Annotated in this window: 15 protein-coding genes; all 15 read right to left on the reverse strand. The window is 47.2% G+C overall.

Annotation, left to right across the window (positions count from 1 at the left end):
- Window positions 1–6: 6 nt before the first annotated feature.
- Window positions 7–1,236 carry a cell division protein FtsA gene (ftsA, locus tag QME20_RS16575; protein WP_014980043.1) on the reverse strand — a complete coding sequence of 410 codons (1,230 nt, stop codon included), beginning with the start codon at window positions 1,234–1,236 and terminating at the stop codon, window positions 7–9.
- A 7-nt stretch (window positions 1,237–1,243) separates the two neighbouring features.
- Window positions 1,244–2,014, reverse strand: a complete 771-nt coding sequence (locus QME20_RS16580) for a cell division protein FtsQ/DivIB (protein ID WP_014977223.1) — start codon at window positions 2,012–2,014, stop codon at window positions 1,244–1,246.
- 2 nt (window positions 2,015–2,016) lie between these two features.
- A complete protein-coding gene (locus QME20_RS16585) occupies window positions 2,017–3,000 on the reverse strand; it encodes a D-alanine--D-alanine ligase (RefSeq protein ID WP_014950427.1) in 984 nt (327 codons plus the stop codon).
- A 1-nt stretch (window position 3,001) separates the two neighbouring features.
- Window positions 3,002–4,447, reverse strand: a complete 1,446-nt coding sequence (murC, locus tag QME20_RS16590) for a UDP-N-acetylmuramate--L-alanine ligase (protein WP_014950428.1) — start codon at window positions 4,445–4,447, stop codon at window positions 3,002–3,004.
- A complete protein-coding gene (gene murG, locus QME20_RS16595; protein ID WP_014950429.1) occupies window positions 4,447–5,565 on the reverse strand; it encodes an undecaprenyldiphospho-muramoylpentapeptide beta-N-acetylglucosaminyltransferase in 1,119 nt (372 codons plus the stop codon). The genes murC and murG overlap by 1 nt, the downstream gene beginning before the upstream one ends.
- A complete protein-coding gene (gene ftsW / locus QME20_RS16600) occupies window positions 5,558–6,982 on the reverse strand; it encodes a cell division protein FtsW (protein ID WP_049586055.1) in 1,425 nt (474 codons plus the stop codon). The genes murG and ftsW overlap by 8 nt, the downstream gene beginning before the upstream one ends.
- On the reverse strand, window positions 6,982–8,523 hold the full coding sequence (murD, locus tag QME20_RS16605) for a UDP-N-acetylmuramoyl-L-alanine--D-glutamate ligase (protein WP_156086810.1): 1,542 nt from the start codon (window positions 8,521–8,523) through the stop codon (window positions 6,982–6,984). Before murD ends, ftsW begins: the two co-directional genes overlap by 1 nt.
- A gap of 21 nt (window positions 8,524–8,544) precedes the next feature.
- A complete protein-coding gene (gene mraY / locus QME20_RS16610; protein ID WP_014950432.1) occupies window positions 8,545–9,627 on the reverse strand; it encodes a phospho-N-acetylmuramoyl-pentapeptide-transferase in 1,083 nt (360 codons plus the stop codon).
- The gene (gene murF, locus QME20_RS16615) at window positions 9,621–11,030 is read right to left on the reverse strand and encodes a UDP-N-acetylmuramoyl-tripeptide--D-alanyl-D-alanine ligase (RefSeq protein WP_014977225.1); all 1,410 of its coding nucleotides are present in this window, start codon (window positions 11,028–11,030) and stop codon (window positions 9,621–9,623) included. The genes mraY and murF overlap by 7 nt, the downstream gene beginning before the upstream one ends.
- Window positions 11,027–12,592, reverse strand: a complete 1,566-nt coding sequence (locus QME20_RS16620; RefSeq protein WP_281716276.1) for a UDP-N-acetylmuramoyl-L-alanyl-D-glutamate--2,6-diaminopimelate ligase — start codon at window positions 12,590–12,592, stop codon at window positions 11,027–11,029. The genes murF and QME20_RS16620 overlap by 4 nt, the downstream gene beginning before the upstream one ends.
- A complete protein-coding gene (locus QME20_RS16625) occupies window positions 12,582–14,357 on the reverse strand; it encodes a penicillin-binding transpeptidase domain-containing protein (protein WP_281716277.1) in 1,776 nt (591 codons plus the stop codon). The genes QME20_RS16620 and QME20_RS16625 overlap by 11 nt, the downstream gene beginning before the upstream one ends.
- On the reverse strand, window positions 14,354–14,689 hold the full coding sequence (gene ftsL, locus QME20_RS16630) for a cell division protein FtsL (protein WP_014950436.1): 336 nt from the start codon (window positions 14,687–14,689) through the stop codon (window positions 14,354–14,356). Before ftsL ends, QME20_RS16625 begins: the two co-directional genes overlap by 4 nt.
- Window positions 14,686–15,627: a 16S rRNA (cytosine(1402)-N(4))-methyltransferase RsmH gene (gene rsmH, locus QME20_RS16635; RefSeq protein WP_014950437.1), complete on the reverse strand. Its 942-nt coding sequence runs from the start codon at window positions 15,625–15,627 to the stop codon at window positions 14,686–14,688. Before rsmH ends, ftsL begins: the two co-directional genes overlap by 4 nt.
- Complete coding sequence (gene mraZ, locus QME20_RS16640) at window positions 15,624–16,082, reverse strand: division/cell wall cluster transcriptional repressor MraZ (protein WP_012519465.1); 459 nt, start codon at window positions 16,080–16,082, stop codon at window positions 15,624–15,626. The genes rsmH and mraZ overlap by 4 nt, the downstream gene beginning before the upstream one ends.
- Window positions 16,083–16,573: 491 nt before the next feature.
- Window positions 16,574–17,398, reverse strand: a complete 825-nt coding sequence (locus QME20_RS16645; RefSeq protein WP_281716278.1) for a hypothetical protein — start codon at window positions 17,396–17,398, stop codon at window positions 16,574–16,576.
- Window positions 17,399–17,604 lie beyond the last annotated feature (206 nt).

The raw sequence follows: 17,604 nt of genomic DNA on the forward strand, positions 1-17,604 counted from the left end.
ATAAAATTAAAATTCACCTTTAAACCAGCTTTGCACTCGATGAAATAAGCTTTCACCGGTCTTCTGCGTACTGGACTTCTTATTGTCAGATTGTACTTTGCCATATTGCAGCAGTCCTACGACTGTCGCAAATCCAGCGTCATCAACATATTCGGACAAGCCTTTTACGTTGATGGGTTTGCCCACGCGCACGGGCATCTGGAAAAGTTCTTCGGCAAATTCCACGGCACCTTCCATCTTAGCGGTACCGCCTGTAAGCACAAGGCCTGCAGCGATTTGCTCTTCCAGACCGCTGGCACGAATTTCATCATGTACCAGCTCAAAAAGCTCTTGATAGCGAGGTTCAATCACCTCAGCTAACGTATGACGAGACATCACTCTAGCTGGGCGTCCGCCCACGCTAGGCACTTCAATGCTGTCTTCCATACTCACCATATCCTTCAATGCACAGGCGTAATTCACCTTAATTTCTTCTGCATTGCTGATAGGCGTTCTAAATATTTTAGCAATGTCGCTGGTAATTTGATTACCCGCAACCGGTATTACCGCCGTGTGACGAATAGCGCCATCGGTGTAGATAACCATATCCATAGTACCACCACCGATATCAACCACACATACGCCAAGCTCGCGCTCGTCGTCAGTCAGTACCGCATAACTTGATGCCAACGCTGAAAAGATCAGCTGATCGGCATTAAGTTCACAACGCTCAACACATTTCACCATGTTTTTCGCCATATCGTCGGCACAGGTAATAATGTGAGCATCCGCTTCCATTCTTACTCCCGACATGCCAATAGGGTTCTTAATCCCTTCCTGCACATCAATAGTAAATTCTTGTGGTAACACGTGTAGTAGACGACGTTCCGCTGCAATTGGCACACTGCGCGCTGCATGAATAACGTTATCTACGTCTTCTTGTGTTACTTCCTGATTGTTAATCGGTACCATGCCATTTTCATTTTGGCACTTAACGTGTCGTCCCGAGATAGACATAAAAACTGAAGACACTCGGCAATCTGCCATTAACTCCATCTCGTTTACTGCACGCTGGACCGATTTCACCACCAGGTTCAAATCGTTAACGCCGCCCTTATCCATGCCTTTCGATGCATGGGTGCCCACGCCAACAATACTGATTTGATCATCTTCTAGTAATTCACCCACAACAGCTTTTACTTGGCTGGTGCCGATATCTAGTCCTACAATCAAATTGCGTTCAGCAGGTTTTGACATGGTTTCCTTAACTCTCTTCATCTGTGGCGCTGTCGTCTTTCCATCCGACTGCTACGCCCGTGTCATAGCGAAGGTCGACGTATTTCACCGCCTTCTCTTGTTGCGCCAGAAGTGGATAAACATCAATAAAGCGTTGTAGCCTATCGATAAACTCCTGACGTCCTAAATTCAATTTAATGCCGTTTTTCAACTGCACTTGCCATGCAAATCGCTCGCTTAAGGACAGCTCGTCTAACGTCATATCCGTCGTCGCTATCAACGCGTGCATGGCGTTGTAGCCTTCAAGGGCGGTTTTTTCGCTGCCACCCGGGCCGTAAAGGCGCGGTAAGTCTAACTTCACGCCTTCGTCGTTAAACGTATCGCCATAAGGGTTTAACAACAAATCTTCATTCCATTGTGCAACCGGCTGCTGCTCAACCAAATAAATTTTTAACGTATTTGGCCACTTCTTTCTTACTGACGCGCGATAAACCCAAGGCTGCGCTTCAACAAGCTCAAATACTTCGTTGACGTCAAGCGCGAAAAAACTTCCAGGCTGCGCCTTGCGTATTAACCGCTCTAGCTTGGTAATATCGATGTGCTGATAATCACCAGAAAAATCAATAACCTGTACCGGCATTTGCTGTTCATCCTGCAAATACTGGTTTGCTTTAAGCCCACCAAACACTAATCCAGCAATAACAAACAGTAAGAAAGCGACGCCGCCCCACACTGCCGTTTTACTTTTGCCGCTCTTTGCAGAAGCGGGCTTACCTTGATTAGTGTTGGTATCAGCCACGTTTACGCCTTGTTTGCAACGTCATCAAAACTGGTAGAAAGAATACTTAATACCAGTTCATCAAAAGTTAATCCTGCAACTTTGGCTGCCTTAGGCACCAAACTTTTTTCTGTCATGCCAGGCACTGTGTTCGCCTCTAGCAAATAAAACTGCCTTTGGTTGTCCTGCATAACGTCAATTCTACCCCAGCCGCTGCCAGAAATAGCATCAAAAGCACGGGATGCTAGTTTTGCTAGCTGTGCTTCTTGCTCTTCAGACAAGCCGCTTGGGCAATAGTATTCTGTTGTATTATCCTGATATTTCGCAGCATAATCATAGAATGTATGTGGAGTAGACATGCGAATAGACGGCAACGCCTGTCCCTGCAATACAGAAACAGTGAATTCGGGGCCATCTATATACTGCTCTAACAGGACTTGATTATCGTATTTAAAGGCGTCCTGAATGGCAGTTTCGAGCTGTTTAGCGCTTGTCACTCTCGCCATGCCAATACTCGACCCTTCTCTGGCCGGTTTTACCATGACTTCATTCCCCAATTTATCCATTATAGCGCTGCACTTACCAGCTTCAAAGTGCCTTTTATCAGCAATTTCATATTTTGCAGTGGGTAAGCCTAAACTTTGCCACACTTGCTTAGTATGAATTTTGTCCATTGCCAGCGCAGAACCTAAAACTCGGCTTCCCGTGTAGGGGATTTTTAGGAACTGAAGGGCTCCTTGCATAGAGCCATCTTCACCACCGCGACCGTGCAGCATAATGAGCGCTCTATCGACGTTAAGGTCGATAAGGTCGGTCAGAGGTCGCTCTGCTGGGTCAAACGCAAACGCATCTACGCCTTGTCGTAACAATGCATTTAACACCGCATTGCCCGAATTAAGCGATACTTCCCGTTCGGCAGAGTCACCGCCGAGCAGCACAGCTACTTTGCCATACTCGTTCGGCGAGTGGGTTTTCTGTGAGTGAATACTTACTGAAGGTGTAAACATCCTATTCCCCTTCCTTTGCAAGTGTGATCGGCTCTAGCGCGTGACGAGCTAAGAGCTTAGCAATTTGTCCGATGTTGCCCGCCCCTTGTGTCATGACGATGTCGCCATCTTGCATGATATTCGCCAAAATAGCTGGTAAGGCGTCTTTGTCACCTACGTATACAGGCTCGATTTGACCACGCTGACGAATGGAGCGGCACAACGCTTTACTGTCAGCGCCTTCAATAGGTTGTTCACTGGCTGCGTAAACATCCAGAAGCAACAAGGCATCAACACTCGACAGTACTTCAACAAAGTCTTCGTAAAGGTCGCGGGTTCGCGTAAAGCGATGTGGTTGATAAACCATAACCAAGCGCTTATCAGGCCAGTTTGCACGAGCCGCAGCGATAGTCGCTCTTACTTCGGTTGGGTGGTGACCATAGTCATCCACCAAACACACCTCGCCCTTACTGGTAGTAAACGTACCTAGCTGCTCGAAACGACGACCTATGCCGCCAAAACTAGCTAGTGCGCGAATGATAGCGTCGTCATCTACACCTTCATCCGTTGCTACAGCGATAGCGGCAAGCGCATTAAGCACATTGTGGTTACCGGTGAGGTTCAGCGTTATATCTAACGGTTCGCGTTCTGGGCGAATAACCGTAAAATTCGCTTTACCGAATGACAGTGAAACATTTTCTGCGCGATAGTCATTGTGAGATTCAAAACCGTAGGTCAGAATACTTCGGCCTATACGAGGGCGAATCTCTTGAATATTTGCATCGTCACCGCACACGATGGCCTGCCCGTAAAAGGGTAGGTTCGACAAGAAATCAACAAAGGTATCTTTCACCTTTGAGAAATCGCCACCATAAGTATCCATATGGTCGGCTTCAATATTGGTCACCACGGAAACCATCGGCTGCAAGTGAAGGAAGGACGCATCGCTCTCGTCAGCCTCTGCTATAAGATAACGGCTTTTACCCAAACGCGCATTCGTACCAGCACTGTTAAGCAAACCGCCGATAACAAACGTAGGGTCATACTCCGCTTCTGCGAAAATCGTTGAAATTAAACTGGTTGTGGTCGTTTTGCCGTGGGTACCCGCCACCGCAATACCGTGGCGGAATCGCATCAATTCTGCCAGCATTTCTGCACGGCGAATAATCGGAATGCGCTTTTCACGAGCCACGATAATCTCTGGGTTTTGCTCGTTGATGGCGCTAGACACCACAATAACGTCCATGCCTTCAACATTTTCCGCACGGTGGCCTATTTTCACATCAGCACCTAATTCGCTTAGCCGCTGTGTCATTGGCCCTTCTTGAATGTCAGAGCCAGCAATAGCATAACCTTCGTTTAATAATACTTCGGCAATACCACCCATACCGGCACCGCCGATACCAATAAAGAATATATTTTTAACCCTGCGCATTTGCGGGCTTTCAAATGGGGTTTTAAAAACCATTAGTCCCCTACTCCTACCACGCTTTTTACGTGGCTTACTACATTTTCCGTGGCATGAGTGCTTGCACATGTTTTTGCTACAGCGCCCATCTTTAAGCAGTCTTCAGGGTGTTGTAACCACTGACGCACCGCCTGCCCTAAATTTTCTTTTAATACAGATTGAGCAATCATCAGTGCCGCATTTTGCTTAACTAACGACTGCGCATTTTTTGTTTGGTGATCGTCTACCGCAAAAGGTAGCGGTACGAAAATCGCCGCGCGTCCGGCAGCTGCAACTTCACTTACCGTAAGCGCACCGGCTCTACAGACAACAAAGTCTGCCCATTCATAAGCTGCGGCCATGTCATCAATAAAGTCACTGACATCGATTTTCGACATATCTGCGCCCACCGACGTGTAGGCTTTAATGACACCTTCACTGTTGCCTTTACCGCACTGGTGTTTTATTGATAAACCTTCTAGCACCCCGCAAGTCTCCGGCACGGTTTCATTGAGAATTTGTGCGCCTAAACTGCCGCCTACAACAAGTAAATTAAGGCCTTGTTTATGCTCTGTGGTGTTTTCACGAGCGTCTGCGTCAATGTCTACAGATTTGGGCTTCACCTGCCAAATTTCATCACGAACAGGATTGCCCACAGTATGCACCTTAGTAGCGCCACCTGAAAATTGTTCTTTGGCATCGTCAAAGCCCAGAAGCACGCGACTTGCGAATTTACTAAGAAGCTTATTGGTCATGCCTGCCGCCGCATTTTGTTCATGCACAATAACGGGAATACCTAAGCTTTTTGCAGCAACCCCACCAGGGCCGCTAGCGTAACCGCCAAACCCAACAACGATATCAGGTTGAAGGCGCTTTATAATTCGCCTTGCAGAAAATAAGCTTTTAACTAACGCAACAGCACCTTGAAGACGTGCCGTAACACCTTTGCCACGAAGCCCTTTTACCGGAATAAAGTGAATAGGTATGTCGTGCTTAGGCACAACTTGCGCTTCCATCCGCTCGGCGGTGCCTAGCCAATGAATGTCCCAACCTTCCTTTCGAAGCGCGTTTGCCACTGCAAGGCCTGGGAAAACATGCCCGCCTGTACCGCCAGCCATAATTAAGCAACGCTTAGCCATTATCAGCCTCCTGCGCTACCCGCGCGAGTATAGCTTTAATGCCAGCTTTTCCTTCATCTTCTGCACTTGATGTTTTGGCGCTAGGTTTAGCTTCAACCGTCGCTGTAGAAAAATCCGCTTCATCGGCCCCACTCTCTACACTTGCCTCACCTTCAGCTTGTGACGCTTTAGTTTGCGACGCGCTTGTAGGAATAGGCTTTTTACGGCGGGCCTTGCTCTTACCGGATTTGCTGTCGCCCCGGCCAATCGCCTGTACGCCATCAACCCGTAATTCAAAATCGATACGAAGTAATATGGCTACTGCTACTGACATGATGATAAGTGACGAGCCGCCGTAGCTAACTAACGGCAGTGTTAACCCTTTTGTTGGCAGAATACCTGCGCTTGCACCAATATTTACCGCCGTTTGGAAACTGAACCAGATGCCTATGCTGTAAGCCATGTAACCATCAAACGCTCGCCCTTTTTCAAGTGCCTTATTTCCAATGCTCAGCGCACGCAACACCATCCACAAAATTAGGCCGAGTACGGCAAGCACACCAACAAAGCCTAACTCTTCCGCTAAGATGGCCATAACAAAGTCAGTGTGTGCTTCGGGTAAGAATTCCAGTTTTTGCAAACTATTGCCTAGGCCTTGCCCAAACCAGTTACCGCGGCCATAGGCCATCAAAGACTGGGTTAGCTGATAACCAGCGCCAAACGGATCAGCCCAAGGGTCTAAAAAGGAGGTAACCCGTTTCATTCGGTATTCTTCAAACACGATAAGCGCTACAACCGCCAATATGCCTGCAAACACCAGTGCGAAGAACTGCCAAAGTCGTGCACCCGCTAAAAACAGCAAGCCAATCGTGGTTGCAAACATCACAACGACGGTACCTAAGTCTGGCTGTAGCAGTAATAGCATCGCTAACGCAAAGAACACGACAAGGGGTTTAATAAATCCTTTTAGATTTTCGGTCACTTCTTCGTAGCGGCGAACCAGATAACCCGCCAAATAGGCAAAGAAAAAGAGCTTAGCAGGCTCGGCAGCTTGAATGGTTATAGGCCCAATCGCCAACCAACGGGTACTCCCGTTTACAGTTCTTCCCACTACCAGAACTGCTAACAATAGCGCGATGGCCGCGAGCAGAAGATAGGGATTGGTCATGCGCCAAAACTGCATGGGCAAATTCAGCACTACCATAGCGGCAACGATCGCCCCAACAATGTAAATACCGTGGCGAATAGCAAAATAGAAGGGGTTGTCGTGCAGCCTATCGGCCACCGGCATCGACGCCGAGGTGACGATAATAATGCCAATACTCATTAGCGCGAGCGCAATTAAGATAAGCGTCACGTCATAGGGGTGCGTTGCCGAAGGTTGTCCGTCGTGCTTCGCGGCAAATAACGCGCTAAGTTTGGTAGAGGCAGCAATCATTATGTGGCCTCCACAGCGTCGTCGTTCTTACTGTGTAGATTAAGTAGGTCGTGTACATCTTGTTTAAACACGTCACCGCGATGCATATAGTTCTTAAACATATCTAAACTTGCACACGCAGGCGAAAGCAGCACAACATCACCAGGGGCAGCAAGTCTTGTTGCTGCTTTTACGGCGTCTTTCATCGTTGCCACACGAGTTGTATGCGCAAAACTCTTTTCAAACAGGTGTGCATCTTTGCCCAAAGCAAACACGTGCGATACATATTTAGTTAGATAAGGCGAGAGGCTGGCTATATCAGCGCCTTTAGCGTCACCACCTGCAATAAGAATGAGCTTCCCTTGTATAGTCGGAGCTAACCCTTCAAGGGCAGCTACCGTGGCGCCAATGTTGGTTGCTTTGGAATCGTCGATATAGCGGATGTCGTTTACGCGGGCTATTTCCACACACCGATGTGGTGCAGCTTTAAAACTGTGTAGATGTTTAACCGCGAGCGCTGGCGAAACACCTAGCTGAAGGCAGATACCCAATGCAGCCATGATGTTTAGTACGTTGTGCATGCCCGCCAAATGAATATCGCTAAGGGCAATAAGCTTTTCGCCTTTAAACGTTATATATAGACTTTGTTCATCGTCACGAGCACTATCGTCACCGTTAAAAGACGCAATCGCAAACCCTGTGGTCGACTCTCCCAGTCCATATTCAACGATATTTTTTGACGCTAGCGCGTCTTCATTAAATTCGGCATTAGATACAGCATTAGATTCGCCATCAGATACTGCATTTGATGCAGCATTACCCTTAGCGTCAGCAATAATCTGCTCGTCTGGCGCTACAAACTCACCGTCTCGCCACACAACCGCAGATTTCGCGTTATCAAAAATGCGATGCTTGGCATCGATATAGGCTTCAAGGGTACCGTGACGGTCTAGGTGATCATCGGAAATATTAAGGACAGTTGCAGCTTCGAGCACCAAGCTAGACGTTGTTTCAAGTTGAAAACTTGATAACTCCATCACCACTACATCTGCATCACTTTGAAGCGCTTCAAGCACAGGGCGACCTACGTTACCCGCTTCAATACTTTCTACGCCGCAGCTTTTGAGCAGATGGTTCACTAATAAAGTAACCGTGGTTTTACCGTTAGAGCCGGTTATACCTACTACGCGCTTAGCTGGCATAGCATCACTCGTGGAGGCATTTAATCGGGCAAACAATTCCACGTCGCCGATCACCTCAACACCACACTTTTGCGCCAAAGCCACTTGTTCAATATTCAGAGCAAGCCCCGGGCTTAACACCAAGGTGTCTACACCATCAAAGTAATCTTCGCTTAGAGCAGTGCAAGTGACCTTCTCTGCCATAAACGCTTGCATGTCGGTATCAAGATCAGAATCAGGGTCGGTAACTAGAGTAAAATTAGCACGGGTATCAAATGCTTTAACCGTTGCCTGCTTTTGCAAAAAAAAGCGCACGCAAGCCTGACCTGTAACACCTAGGCCACCGACTACATAACTATGCTCACGTACGTTATACGACATTACGATTTATCTCTTTACCGCTTATCTAAGTTTGAGGGTAGCAAGACCCACCAACACCAAAATGATTGAAATGATCCAAAAACGCACTATTACGCGCGGCTCTGGCCAGCCCTTCAATTCATAATGATGGTGAATAGGCGCCATACGAAAAATACGCTGGCCACGCAATTTGTAAGAACCTACCTGAAGGATGACCGACAGGGTTTCCATAACAAAAACACCACCCATGATGATTAACACGAGTTCTTGGCGCACTAATACAGCTAACACACCTAGTGTGCCGCCTAGCGCTAGTGAGCCAACGTCACCCATAAATACTTGTGCCGGATACGTGTTAAACCATAAAAAGCCTAAGCCTGCACCGACCATGGCGGTACACACAATCACCAGTTCGCTGGTAAGCGGAATATGAGGAATATTCAGGTATTCAGCAAAGTTCGCATTACCTGTCACATAGGCGAAAATGGCAAATGCGCCTGCCACCAATATAGTGGGCACAATGGCAAGTCCATCCAATCCATCGGTAAGGTTTACCGCGTTACTTGTGCCTACAATGGCAAAGTAGGTAATAATGATGAAGAACGCACCTAACTGCGGGAACACTTCTTTGAAGAAAGGCACCAGTAGTGAGGTTTCAGCGCTTATTGTTGCACTGCTGTATAGATAGAATGCGACGCCTAACGCAACCACAGATTGCCAGAAATATTTCCAACGGGCGATAAGCCCCTTCGAATCTTTGCGGATCACTTTTCTGTAGTCGTCAACAAACCCAATAATACCGTAGGCCACAACCACGGTAAGGGTTACCAAAACATAACGGTTAGTCAGGTCAGCCCAAAGCAGACCGCTTACTACAATTGCTGCGAGTATAAGTAACCCGCCCATAGTGGGTGTGCCTGATTTTGACAAATGGCTTTGCGGGCCATCGTCACGTACGGTTTGACCAATTTGCATACGCTGCAAGTAACGAATCATCTTAGGGCCAATAAGAATGGCAATAAGCAATGCGGTCAGCGTGCTTAAAATTGCACGAAGGGTAAGGTATGAAAATACGTTAAACCCTGAATCGAATTGTGTCAGCCAGTCGGCTAGCCAAATTAACATGCTATTCGCTCCCGACGGCTATCGTGCTTTCCCAGCGCAGAGGCCTCTACCGCCTCTACCACACGTTCCATTCTGGAACTGCGTGAACCTTTAACTAAAATTGAAATATCGCGCTGCTGCACTAACAAATCACTCTCCATTGCGGCCAACAAACTTTCAACATCGCTGAAATGGCCACCATTTTCATTAAACACAGCACTGGCTGATTGACTCAAAACACCCATGGTATACAGGTAATTAATTCCTTTTTGTTTAGCGTATTCCCCCACCTGCTCGTGGTAAAAACGCGCTTTTTCACCCAACTCTTTCATGTCGCCTAGAACAAGAACGCGGATACCTGAAAAGCTACTTAGCGTATCAATTGCCGCATTTACAGACGCCACGTTGGCGTTGTAGGTGTCATCTAACAGCCGAACCTGTTCGGTAAGCTGCTTTACATTCAAGCGGCCGCTAACTTGCTTCATGGCAAGTAAGCCGTCGCGCACGTTTTCTAGTGTGGCGCCAACTTGCAGCGTTAATGCCGCAGCGACAAGGGCATTCCCCACGTTGTGAACGCCAGGAATAGTAAGCTGAATAGACATATCTCCTTGCGGGCAAACCAAGTGGAATGCGGCGCACCCATCTAGCCCAATAGTGATATCTTCTGCTCTAAAATCAGCATCGTTTTTCTGCTGGGGCGAAAACGTTAGCGTTTTGGTCTGTTTAAGTTTGCCTTGCCAAAATTCAGAAAACTGGCTATCAACATTGACTACCGCCACGCCGTCACTGCCTAAGCCTTTAAAAATTTCACTTTTGGCGCGCGCTACACCTAGCAAACTTCCAAAGCCTTCTAGATGAGAAGCGGCGGCGTTTACGATAGTCGCGACGTCCGGCTTAACAAGGTTCGTGGTATAGGCGATTTCACCAATGTGATTTGCGCCTAACTCCATCACTGCATATTCATGCTGAGGTTCAAGGCGTAGAAGGGTTAGCGGCACACCGATATCATTGTTGAAGTTACCGTTTGTGGCTAATACATTGCCTCTTCGCTCCAAAATAGCGGCACACATTTCCTTTACGGTGGTTTTGCCACTGCTTCCGGTAATCGCAATCGTTTTGGGCGCCACATAAGCTTTTACTGCCGCACCTAATAGACCAAGTGCTTCTTTGGTATCTTCAACCATGATGACAGGTAACGAGGTTGCTACGTCTTCACTGGCAATAACCGCACTTGCTCCCGCTTTCTCCGCCGTTGAAATAAAATCATGGCCGTTAAAATTCGGACCTTTCAAGGCCAAGTAAACTGCGCCATCTTCTAGGGTGCGGGTATCGGTACTTACTGCAGACACTTCAACGTCAGCAGCGCCTTTCAATAATTTTCCATTAACCTTTTCGGCTATCCATGACAGCGTTGTTGTTATCATTTGCTGTACTCCTGTTGCAGTCGCGCCACAACTGCACGTTCGTTATAGTTAGTCTTTTTGTCACCGATAATTTGGTAATCTTCATGTCCTTTTCCGGCCACGATGATGATGTCGCTTTCATGCGCATGCTCAAGGCAATGACGAATAGCTTGCTCGCGATCGGGAATAGACACTGCCAGCTCACGGTTTTTCAAACCCGCAATGATATCCTCGGCGATAGATTCAGGGCTTTCACTGCGACTGTTATCTGTGGTGATCACAATAGCGTCAGCACCAACCTCGGCAGCCTGCCCCATTAACGGTCGCTTGCCTTTGTCTCTGTCCCCGCCACAGCCAAACACACACCACACTTTGCCCGTTGTATGGAATTTGGCGCTTAACAGCACTTTCTCCAGAGCGTCTGGTGTGTGCGCGTAGTCCACCACCAAGTTAGCCGCACCCGTTACAGGGAAAACTTCCATTCGCCCGGGTACAGGCGTGATTGCATTTACCGCGTTAACCACGTCATCAAAACGCTCACCTTCAGCGAGTAACGTACCTATAGCACTCAATACATTACTGATATTGAACTTTCCGAATAGTGGCAGCGAAATAGCAGCGCTTCCCCACGAACTCACCAGTTCAAAGCTACATCCACCTGCATGATAAGAAGCATTTGTGGCGAAACAATGGCGACTTTGAGGATTGTTATGCTCTCGCAAGTACTCACTTTCACCGCTTCCATCCTGACCACTTTCGTCTATACCTGTCCAGATGCGTGTAATCGACTTATCTGCTGCACCATCCCACTTCTTACTTTCATCATCATTAGCGTTTAATACCACAGCCTTTAAACCTGGCTGCTGAAGCAGCAAGCGCTTGGCTTTGCCGTACTCTTCCATGGTGCCGTGGTAATCGAGATGATCTCGAGTAAGGTTGGTGAAAACAGCGATATCGGTTTTTACTGTACCAAGCCGACCTTGAACCAATGCGTGAGAACTTGCTTCGAAGGCCGTATGGCGCACTTCACTTTGCACAAAGTCTGCCAACAAATACTGCATACGTATGGCATCGGGCGTAGTGTTTGCTGCCGGCGTGTTCGACCACTGGGTTTCATCGCCTTCAAACACACTGCTCCCTAGAGTTCCGATGCTTGCACTACGTGTACCTAACGCATCCTTAAGCTGGGTAAGCAATTGAACTGTAGAGGTTTTTCCGTTTGTCCCTGTCACTGCTACCGTCGTCATTTTCTGAGCAGGGTAGTCGTAAAATGCAGCAGCTAATGCAGAGAGCATTTGTGGTAATTCATACAGCGAGATAATGACGCTGTGGTCACGCATTTCCATCTGACCATGGGCACTACTGTCTTCAGTTTGCGCCAGAATTACACGGGCCCCTAAACTTATTGCCTGGGGTATAAAATCTCGACCATCGCGTTCGTGGCCCTTAATTGCCAAGAACGCTAAGCGTGTATTCACTTCTCGGCTGTCTAGCGTTAAACCTTCAATGCGGATATCTGGGGCGTCTACACCAAATTTCGCCAATAAAGCTTTTATACTTTGAATAAAGGCACTAACTACCACTTTGACCTCCTTTCAATAAGCGGCTAGATGTAACCTGCTTGTCATCGGGCGTAACGTTTAACATGTGCAGTGCGCCACCCATAATTGATGAAAAGACAGGTGCAGCGGTATCCCCCGCGTGATACAAATCACCGCCAGGTTCGTTGATCAATACAATAGTTACTAGCCTGGGGTCAGACACAGGTGCGATACCGGCGAAAATGTTGACGTACTCTTCGCCGTACCCGCCGGCCACCGCTTTTCGGCTTGTTCCTGTTTTCCCAGCAACGCGATAACCTGGTACCGACGCTTTTGTTGCTGTGCCGCCACGCTGGGTTACGCTTTCCATCATTTGAACAATAGCGTTAGCGTTTTCTTCGCTGATCACCCGCTCAGATTGAGCCTGCCATGAAGGTTGCTCTGGCGACTTGATGACATTAAGCGGTGTTTTAATACCGCCGTTCGCCAACGTTGCGTAAAGACGCCCCAACTGTGCAGTGGTAACCGAAATGCCGTATCCAAATGACAGCGTGGCTAGCTCAAATTCAGACCAGCGGCTGCGCTCATGAAAGATACCGCTACTCTCACCCGCCATATTAAGCCCGGTATCGCTCATTAAGCCCATATTGTAATAGGTATCCAGCAGAAACTGTTTAGGCACAGAAAGCGCCAGCTTCGACGTCCCCATATTTGAGGAATGCTGAATAATTTCTTCTAGCGTTAGTTCGCCGTAGTTGCGCGAATCTTTTACTAGGCTGCCGCCTAATCGCATCCATCCTGGATGAGTGTTTACTGAGTCTTCAGGCTCCACTTCACCGAACTCTAATGCAGTAAGGACGGCCAGCGGTTTTAGCGCCGAGCCTGGTTCGAACGCATCGGTAATAACCCTGTTACGCATTCTGTGCGCAGAAATATCGCTTCTGTCATTCGGATTGAATGACGGTGCATTCACCATGGCTAACACATCACCGCTTTTTACATCGATGACAATGGCGGAAGCCGAGCTTGATTGGTAATAAATCATGGCTTCTTTAATTTCTTTATAAGCAAGTGCCTGAATACGCTGATCAATAGTCAGCTGCAGGTCGCCGGCTTTTTCGCCTGATTTTGTTTCTAAGATCTCTACCTGACGGCCTTTCGCATCGCGGCGTATTTTACGAGAACCCGGCGTGCCCGTTAGCCACTCGTTATACATGCGTTCCAAGCCTTCAACGCCCGTGTCGTCAACATCGGTTACGCCGATTAACTGCGCTGAAACTTCACCTGTAGGATAGTAGCGGCGGCTTTCACGGCGAAGATAAATGCCTGGAATGTCCAGTTTATCAACGTACTCTGCCATGGCAGGCGACACCTGACGCTGCAAGTAAACAAAGCGGCGTTTGGGGTTTGCCACTTTTTCTTTGAGTTCATTGACGTCTTGGCGCAGTACATCTGCCAGCGCTTCCCAACGGCGCTCTTCCTCGAAGCCGTTGTTTTCATGGATAACCTTAGGATCTGCGTAGATGGCCCGAACAGGCACACTCACCGCCAGCTCAACACCATTTCTATCGGTAATGAGCCCGCGATAGGTTGGCATGTCACGGGTTCTTAGTGTGCGGTTGTCGCCCTGTTGAATTAGCTCGTCTGGCTCAATAACTTGAATATAGGCTGCACGGGCGGCTAGCACGCTGAAAACTAGCATAATAACAACAAGCACAACGACAAAGCGCCAGTGCACTAGGCTTGGCGTTACATTTTGTTTTGCACCGGTTTTTTTACGCTTACGAGAAAGTGCTGTTGTACTCATTTTAACTTCACCACTACTTCATCGTCTGCGGTTGGACGGTACATTTCTAACTGTTTTTCAACCAGGTTTTCTATGCGGTTATGCTCGGTCAACGCGCGTTGCTCAAGCACTAGGTTACGCCACTCGACATCAAGCTCATCTTTCTCTTGCATAAGGTCTTCAAGGGCAATGACCTGCTGTCTGTTGTGATGACTGCTTAGTGTCACTGCCATGGCACTTGTGATAACCATTAAATACAACAAAACCCGCAACTTGTTGCGGGTCAAATCTGATACAATTATTAGCAGTAATTTAAAATTAGTGCTGGCCTTGTCTGGCGCGGCTTTGGTCATAACTTTTCTGCCACACGTAATACCGAACTGCGAGAGCGAACGTTGTTCGCAATCTCCTGTTCTGAAGGTTTTATCGCTTTGCCCAAGGCTTTTAACACTTTATCTGCATCTATTTCAGCCTGAGTGATCGGTAAGTTGTGTGGTACTGATTTCCCTTTACTTTGATCTTTAATGAAGCGTTTTACTAAACGGTCTTCAAGAGAGTGAAACGAAATAACGGCAAGACGTCCTTCTTTCGCCAACACCTGTGTCGCGGCTTTAAGGCCAACACGAAGTTGCTCAAGTTCCGCATTGATATAAATGCGAATACCTTGGAATGCACGGGTTGCCGGATGTTTAAACTTATCCTTTACAGGAACCGCTTCGTCGATAATTTTGGCTAGCTGAGCTGTGCGCGTAATGGGTGTTTCTTTGCGCGTGTTTACAATGGCATGGGCTATGCGTTTGCCGAACTTCTCTTCGCCAAACTCTTTAATAACCTGCGTAATGTCTTGTTCTTCGGCGTTAGCCAACCAGTCTGCAGCACTTTGTCCACGTGAGGTGTCCATACGCATATCCAGCGGGCCGTCACGAAGGAAGCTAAAACCACGCTCGGCATCATCTAGCTGAGGTGAAGACACCCCCAAATCCATAAGCACACCGTCAATCTTACCGGTTAGTCCCAGCGCTTCGATTTCTTCTGCCATATCACCAAACGGTGAGTGGATAATGCTAAAACGTTTATCATCAGCGAAGCGTTCTGCCGCTTTGATTGCTTGCGGATCACGGTCAAAGGCGATGAGACGCCCGTGTTCACCCAATGCATCCAAAATATGTGCTGAGTGCCCCCCACGGCCAAAAGTGGCGTCAATGTAGATACCGTTCGGTTTAATCGCTAGGGCTTCAATGCATTCATCAAGCAATACTGAAATATGTTTAAATTCGCTAGGCTGCGTCATAGAGAAAAGTCCTGTAATCGTTCGGTAAGTTCAAATTCGCCTTTGCGTTCGGTGTCTATATCAGCTTCAACTTGTTGTGCCCAAATATCGGCATCCCAAATTTCGAATTTGTTTAACTGACCAACTAACATGACTTCTTTTGAGAGTTTTGCGAAACTTCGCAGTGGAGTAGGAACAAGAATGCGCCCGCTTTTATCCATCTCACCTTCAGAAGCATAACCTAGTAGCAATCGCTGCAAGCGACGCTCGGCTGGGATCATGCTTGAAAGTTTAGATAGTTTAAGCTCAATCTCTTCCCATTCGGGAAGTGGGTAAAGTAGCAAACAACTTTGTTGTGTATCGACTGTGCAGACCAGTTGTCCCTGACAATCATCCAGCAGCGACTGACGATACTTCGTCGGTATAGCCAGTCTGCCTTTTGTATCCAGATTGATTGCGTTAGCGCCGCGGAACATTCCCCTAGCCTTTTATTATTTGCTCTTGGTTTTCTTGTTTTTTGAGTACTAATCTGCAAAGTGATGATGATTTGATCCACAATTCGCCACATTTACCCACTGAGATACAGTTTAGGTATCAATGATCCCCACTGTCAAGTAGAAAAAAGGCGTGAAGGCCGCATAAACACTGGGTTTAAACTGGTTGGATATACAGTATTTTTAGGAAGTGTATGATTAGGCGTGTAAAAAAGATTAAAAAATATTCAGGTGAGAAAAAATAAAGGTGTAATTAATCGATGAACTGCTGTTTTTGACTGTAAATAAGCGGCGGGATCTCACGATTATGTTTAACGCTGTTTTCAGCGGTATTGCGCGTATGCTGAGTCGTAATTCAAACAGCTGCGCCACATCAGCACGTTAAAAAACGAGTGAGTTAACACGACTAGTGCTAACTCACTGCATTTACATCAACGCGTGCTAACGCATAGCAATAATCAGGGAGTTCTTACTTAGAAACGATAGGATGCTGAAAGTGAAGCAACGTCACTGCTTTCTTCCCCATCAATATCCGTTTCATAGCTTGCTGATATTGAAAACTGTTCATTGACCCAATAATCGAGTGCTACTCCAACAGCCTTTTCATTTACAAAGCCGTCTGGCGCATCTGAATAGGTGAACAAGCCAGCAACACTGAAACCTTTATTGAAGAAGTAACGAGCTGAGCCATAAAAAACGTCATTACTTTCAGCTATATACTCGGCCATAAAGTCCCAGCCTTTACCCTCCTTTCCAACAGTTGTGTAACGAGTAAAAATTAATGCAGAAGATTCGTTACCGCTAGCTTCAAACACGTCATCTTCGAAGGCATATTCAGTGCTGAAGTGCTGATAAGTCAAACCTGCGCCAACTTGCCACTCATGTGATAAGTTGTAACCCAGCTTAGCATTTATGTCGGTGCTATCAGATTCGCCATAGCCATTGTTCCATTTCCTATGAACCCCTTCGATTGCTAACATTAAGTTTTCATCGATGTAAAACGTCGCTCCAAGATTAAAAAAGTCGGCTCCATCTAAATTGGCGTAACCACCAGATAAACTCGATACACGCTGAAGATAAGGGTTTATAAGGTAAGCGCCGCTGTTTCCGCTAACTTCTTCCAGGTAGCGCACATACCTTGCACCGTAGAGGTTGTCATCGAATCCTTCAGGATCGACAGCGGTAAACTGTACTTCGTTTTGTGTAGCTGCATGTGCTGCTGAGACTGTAAATACTGAAGCTGTGATAAGTGATAGTGCAGTTAGCGTAGTTTTTAGCTTATTAGTGTTAGTGTTCATGTCTTTTGTCCTTAAAAAATGTGTTGGGAACGAGGTGTAAGATAAGACATTAAAACTTAACGGTTTCTGAACGAAACATGACGAAGTCTGAACGTGAATTTTAGGTACAAAAAAACCCGCAACTTTGCGTAATGCCAGTCAGTTAAGCTGACTGGCATTTTTCTTTGTGGGGTATTTAGTCGGTCTTTTCCTCACTACTCTGGGGT

It is taken from the genome of Alteromonas sp. CyTr2 (assembly GCF_947311905.1).
In the GTDB taxonomy this organism is placed as follows: Bacteria; Pseudomonadota; Gammaproteobacteria; order Enterobacterales; family Alteromonadaceae; genus Alteromonas; species Alteromonas macleodii.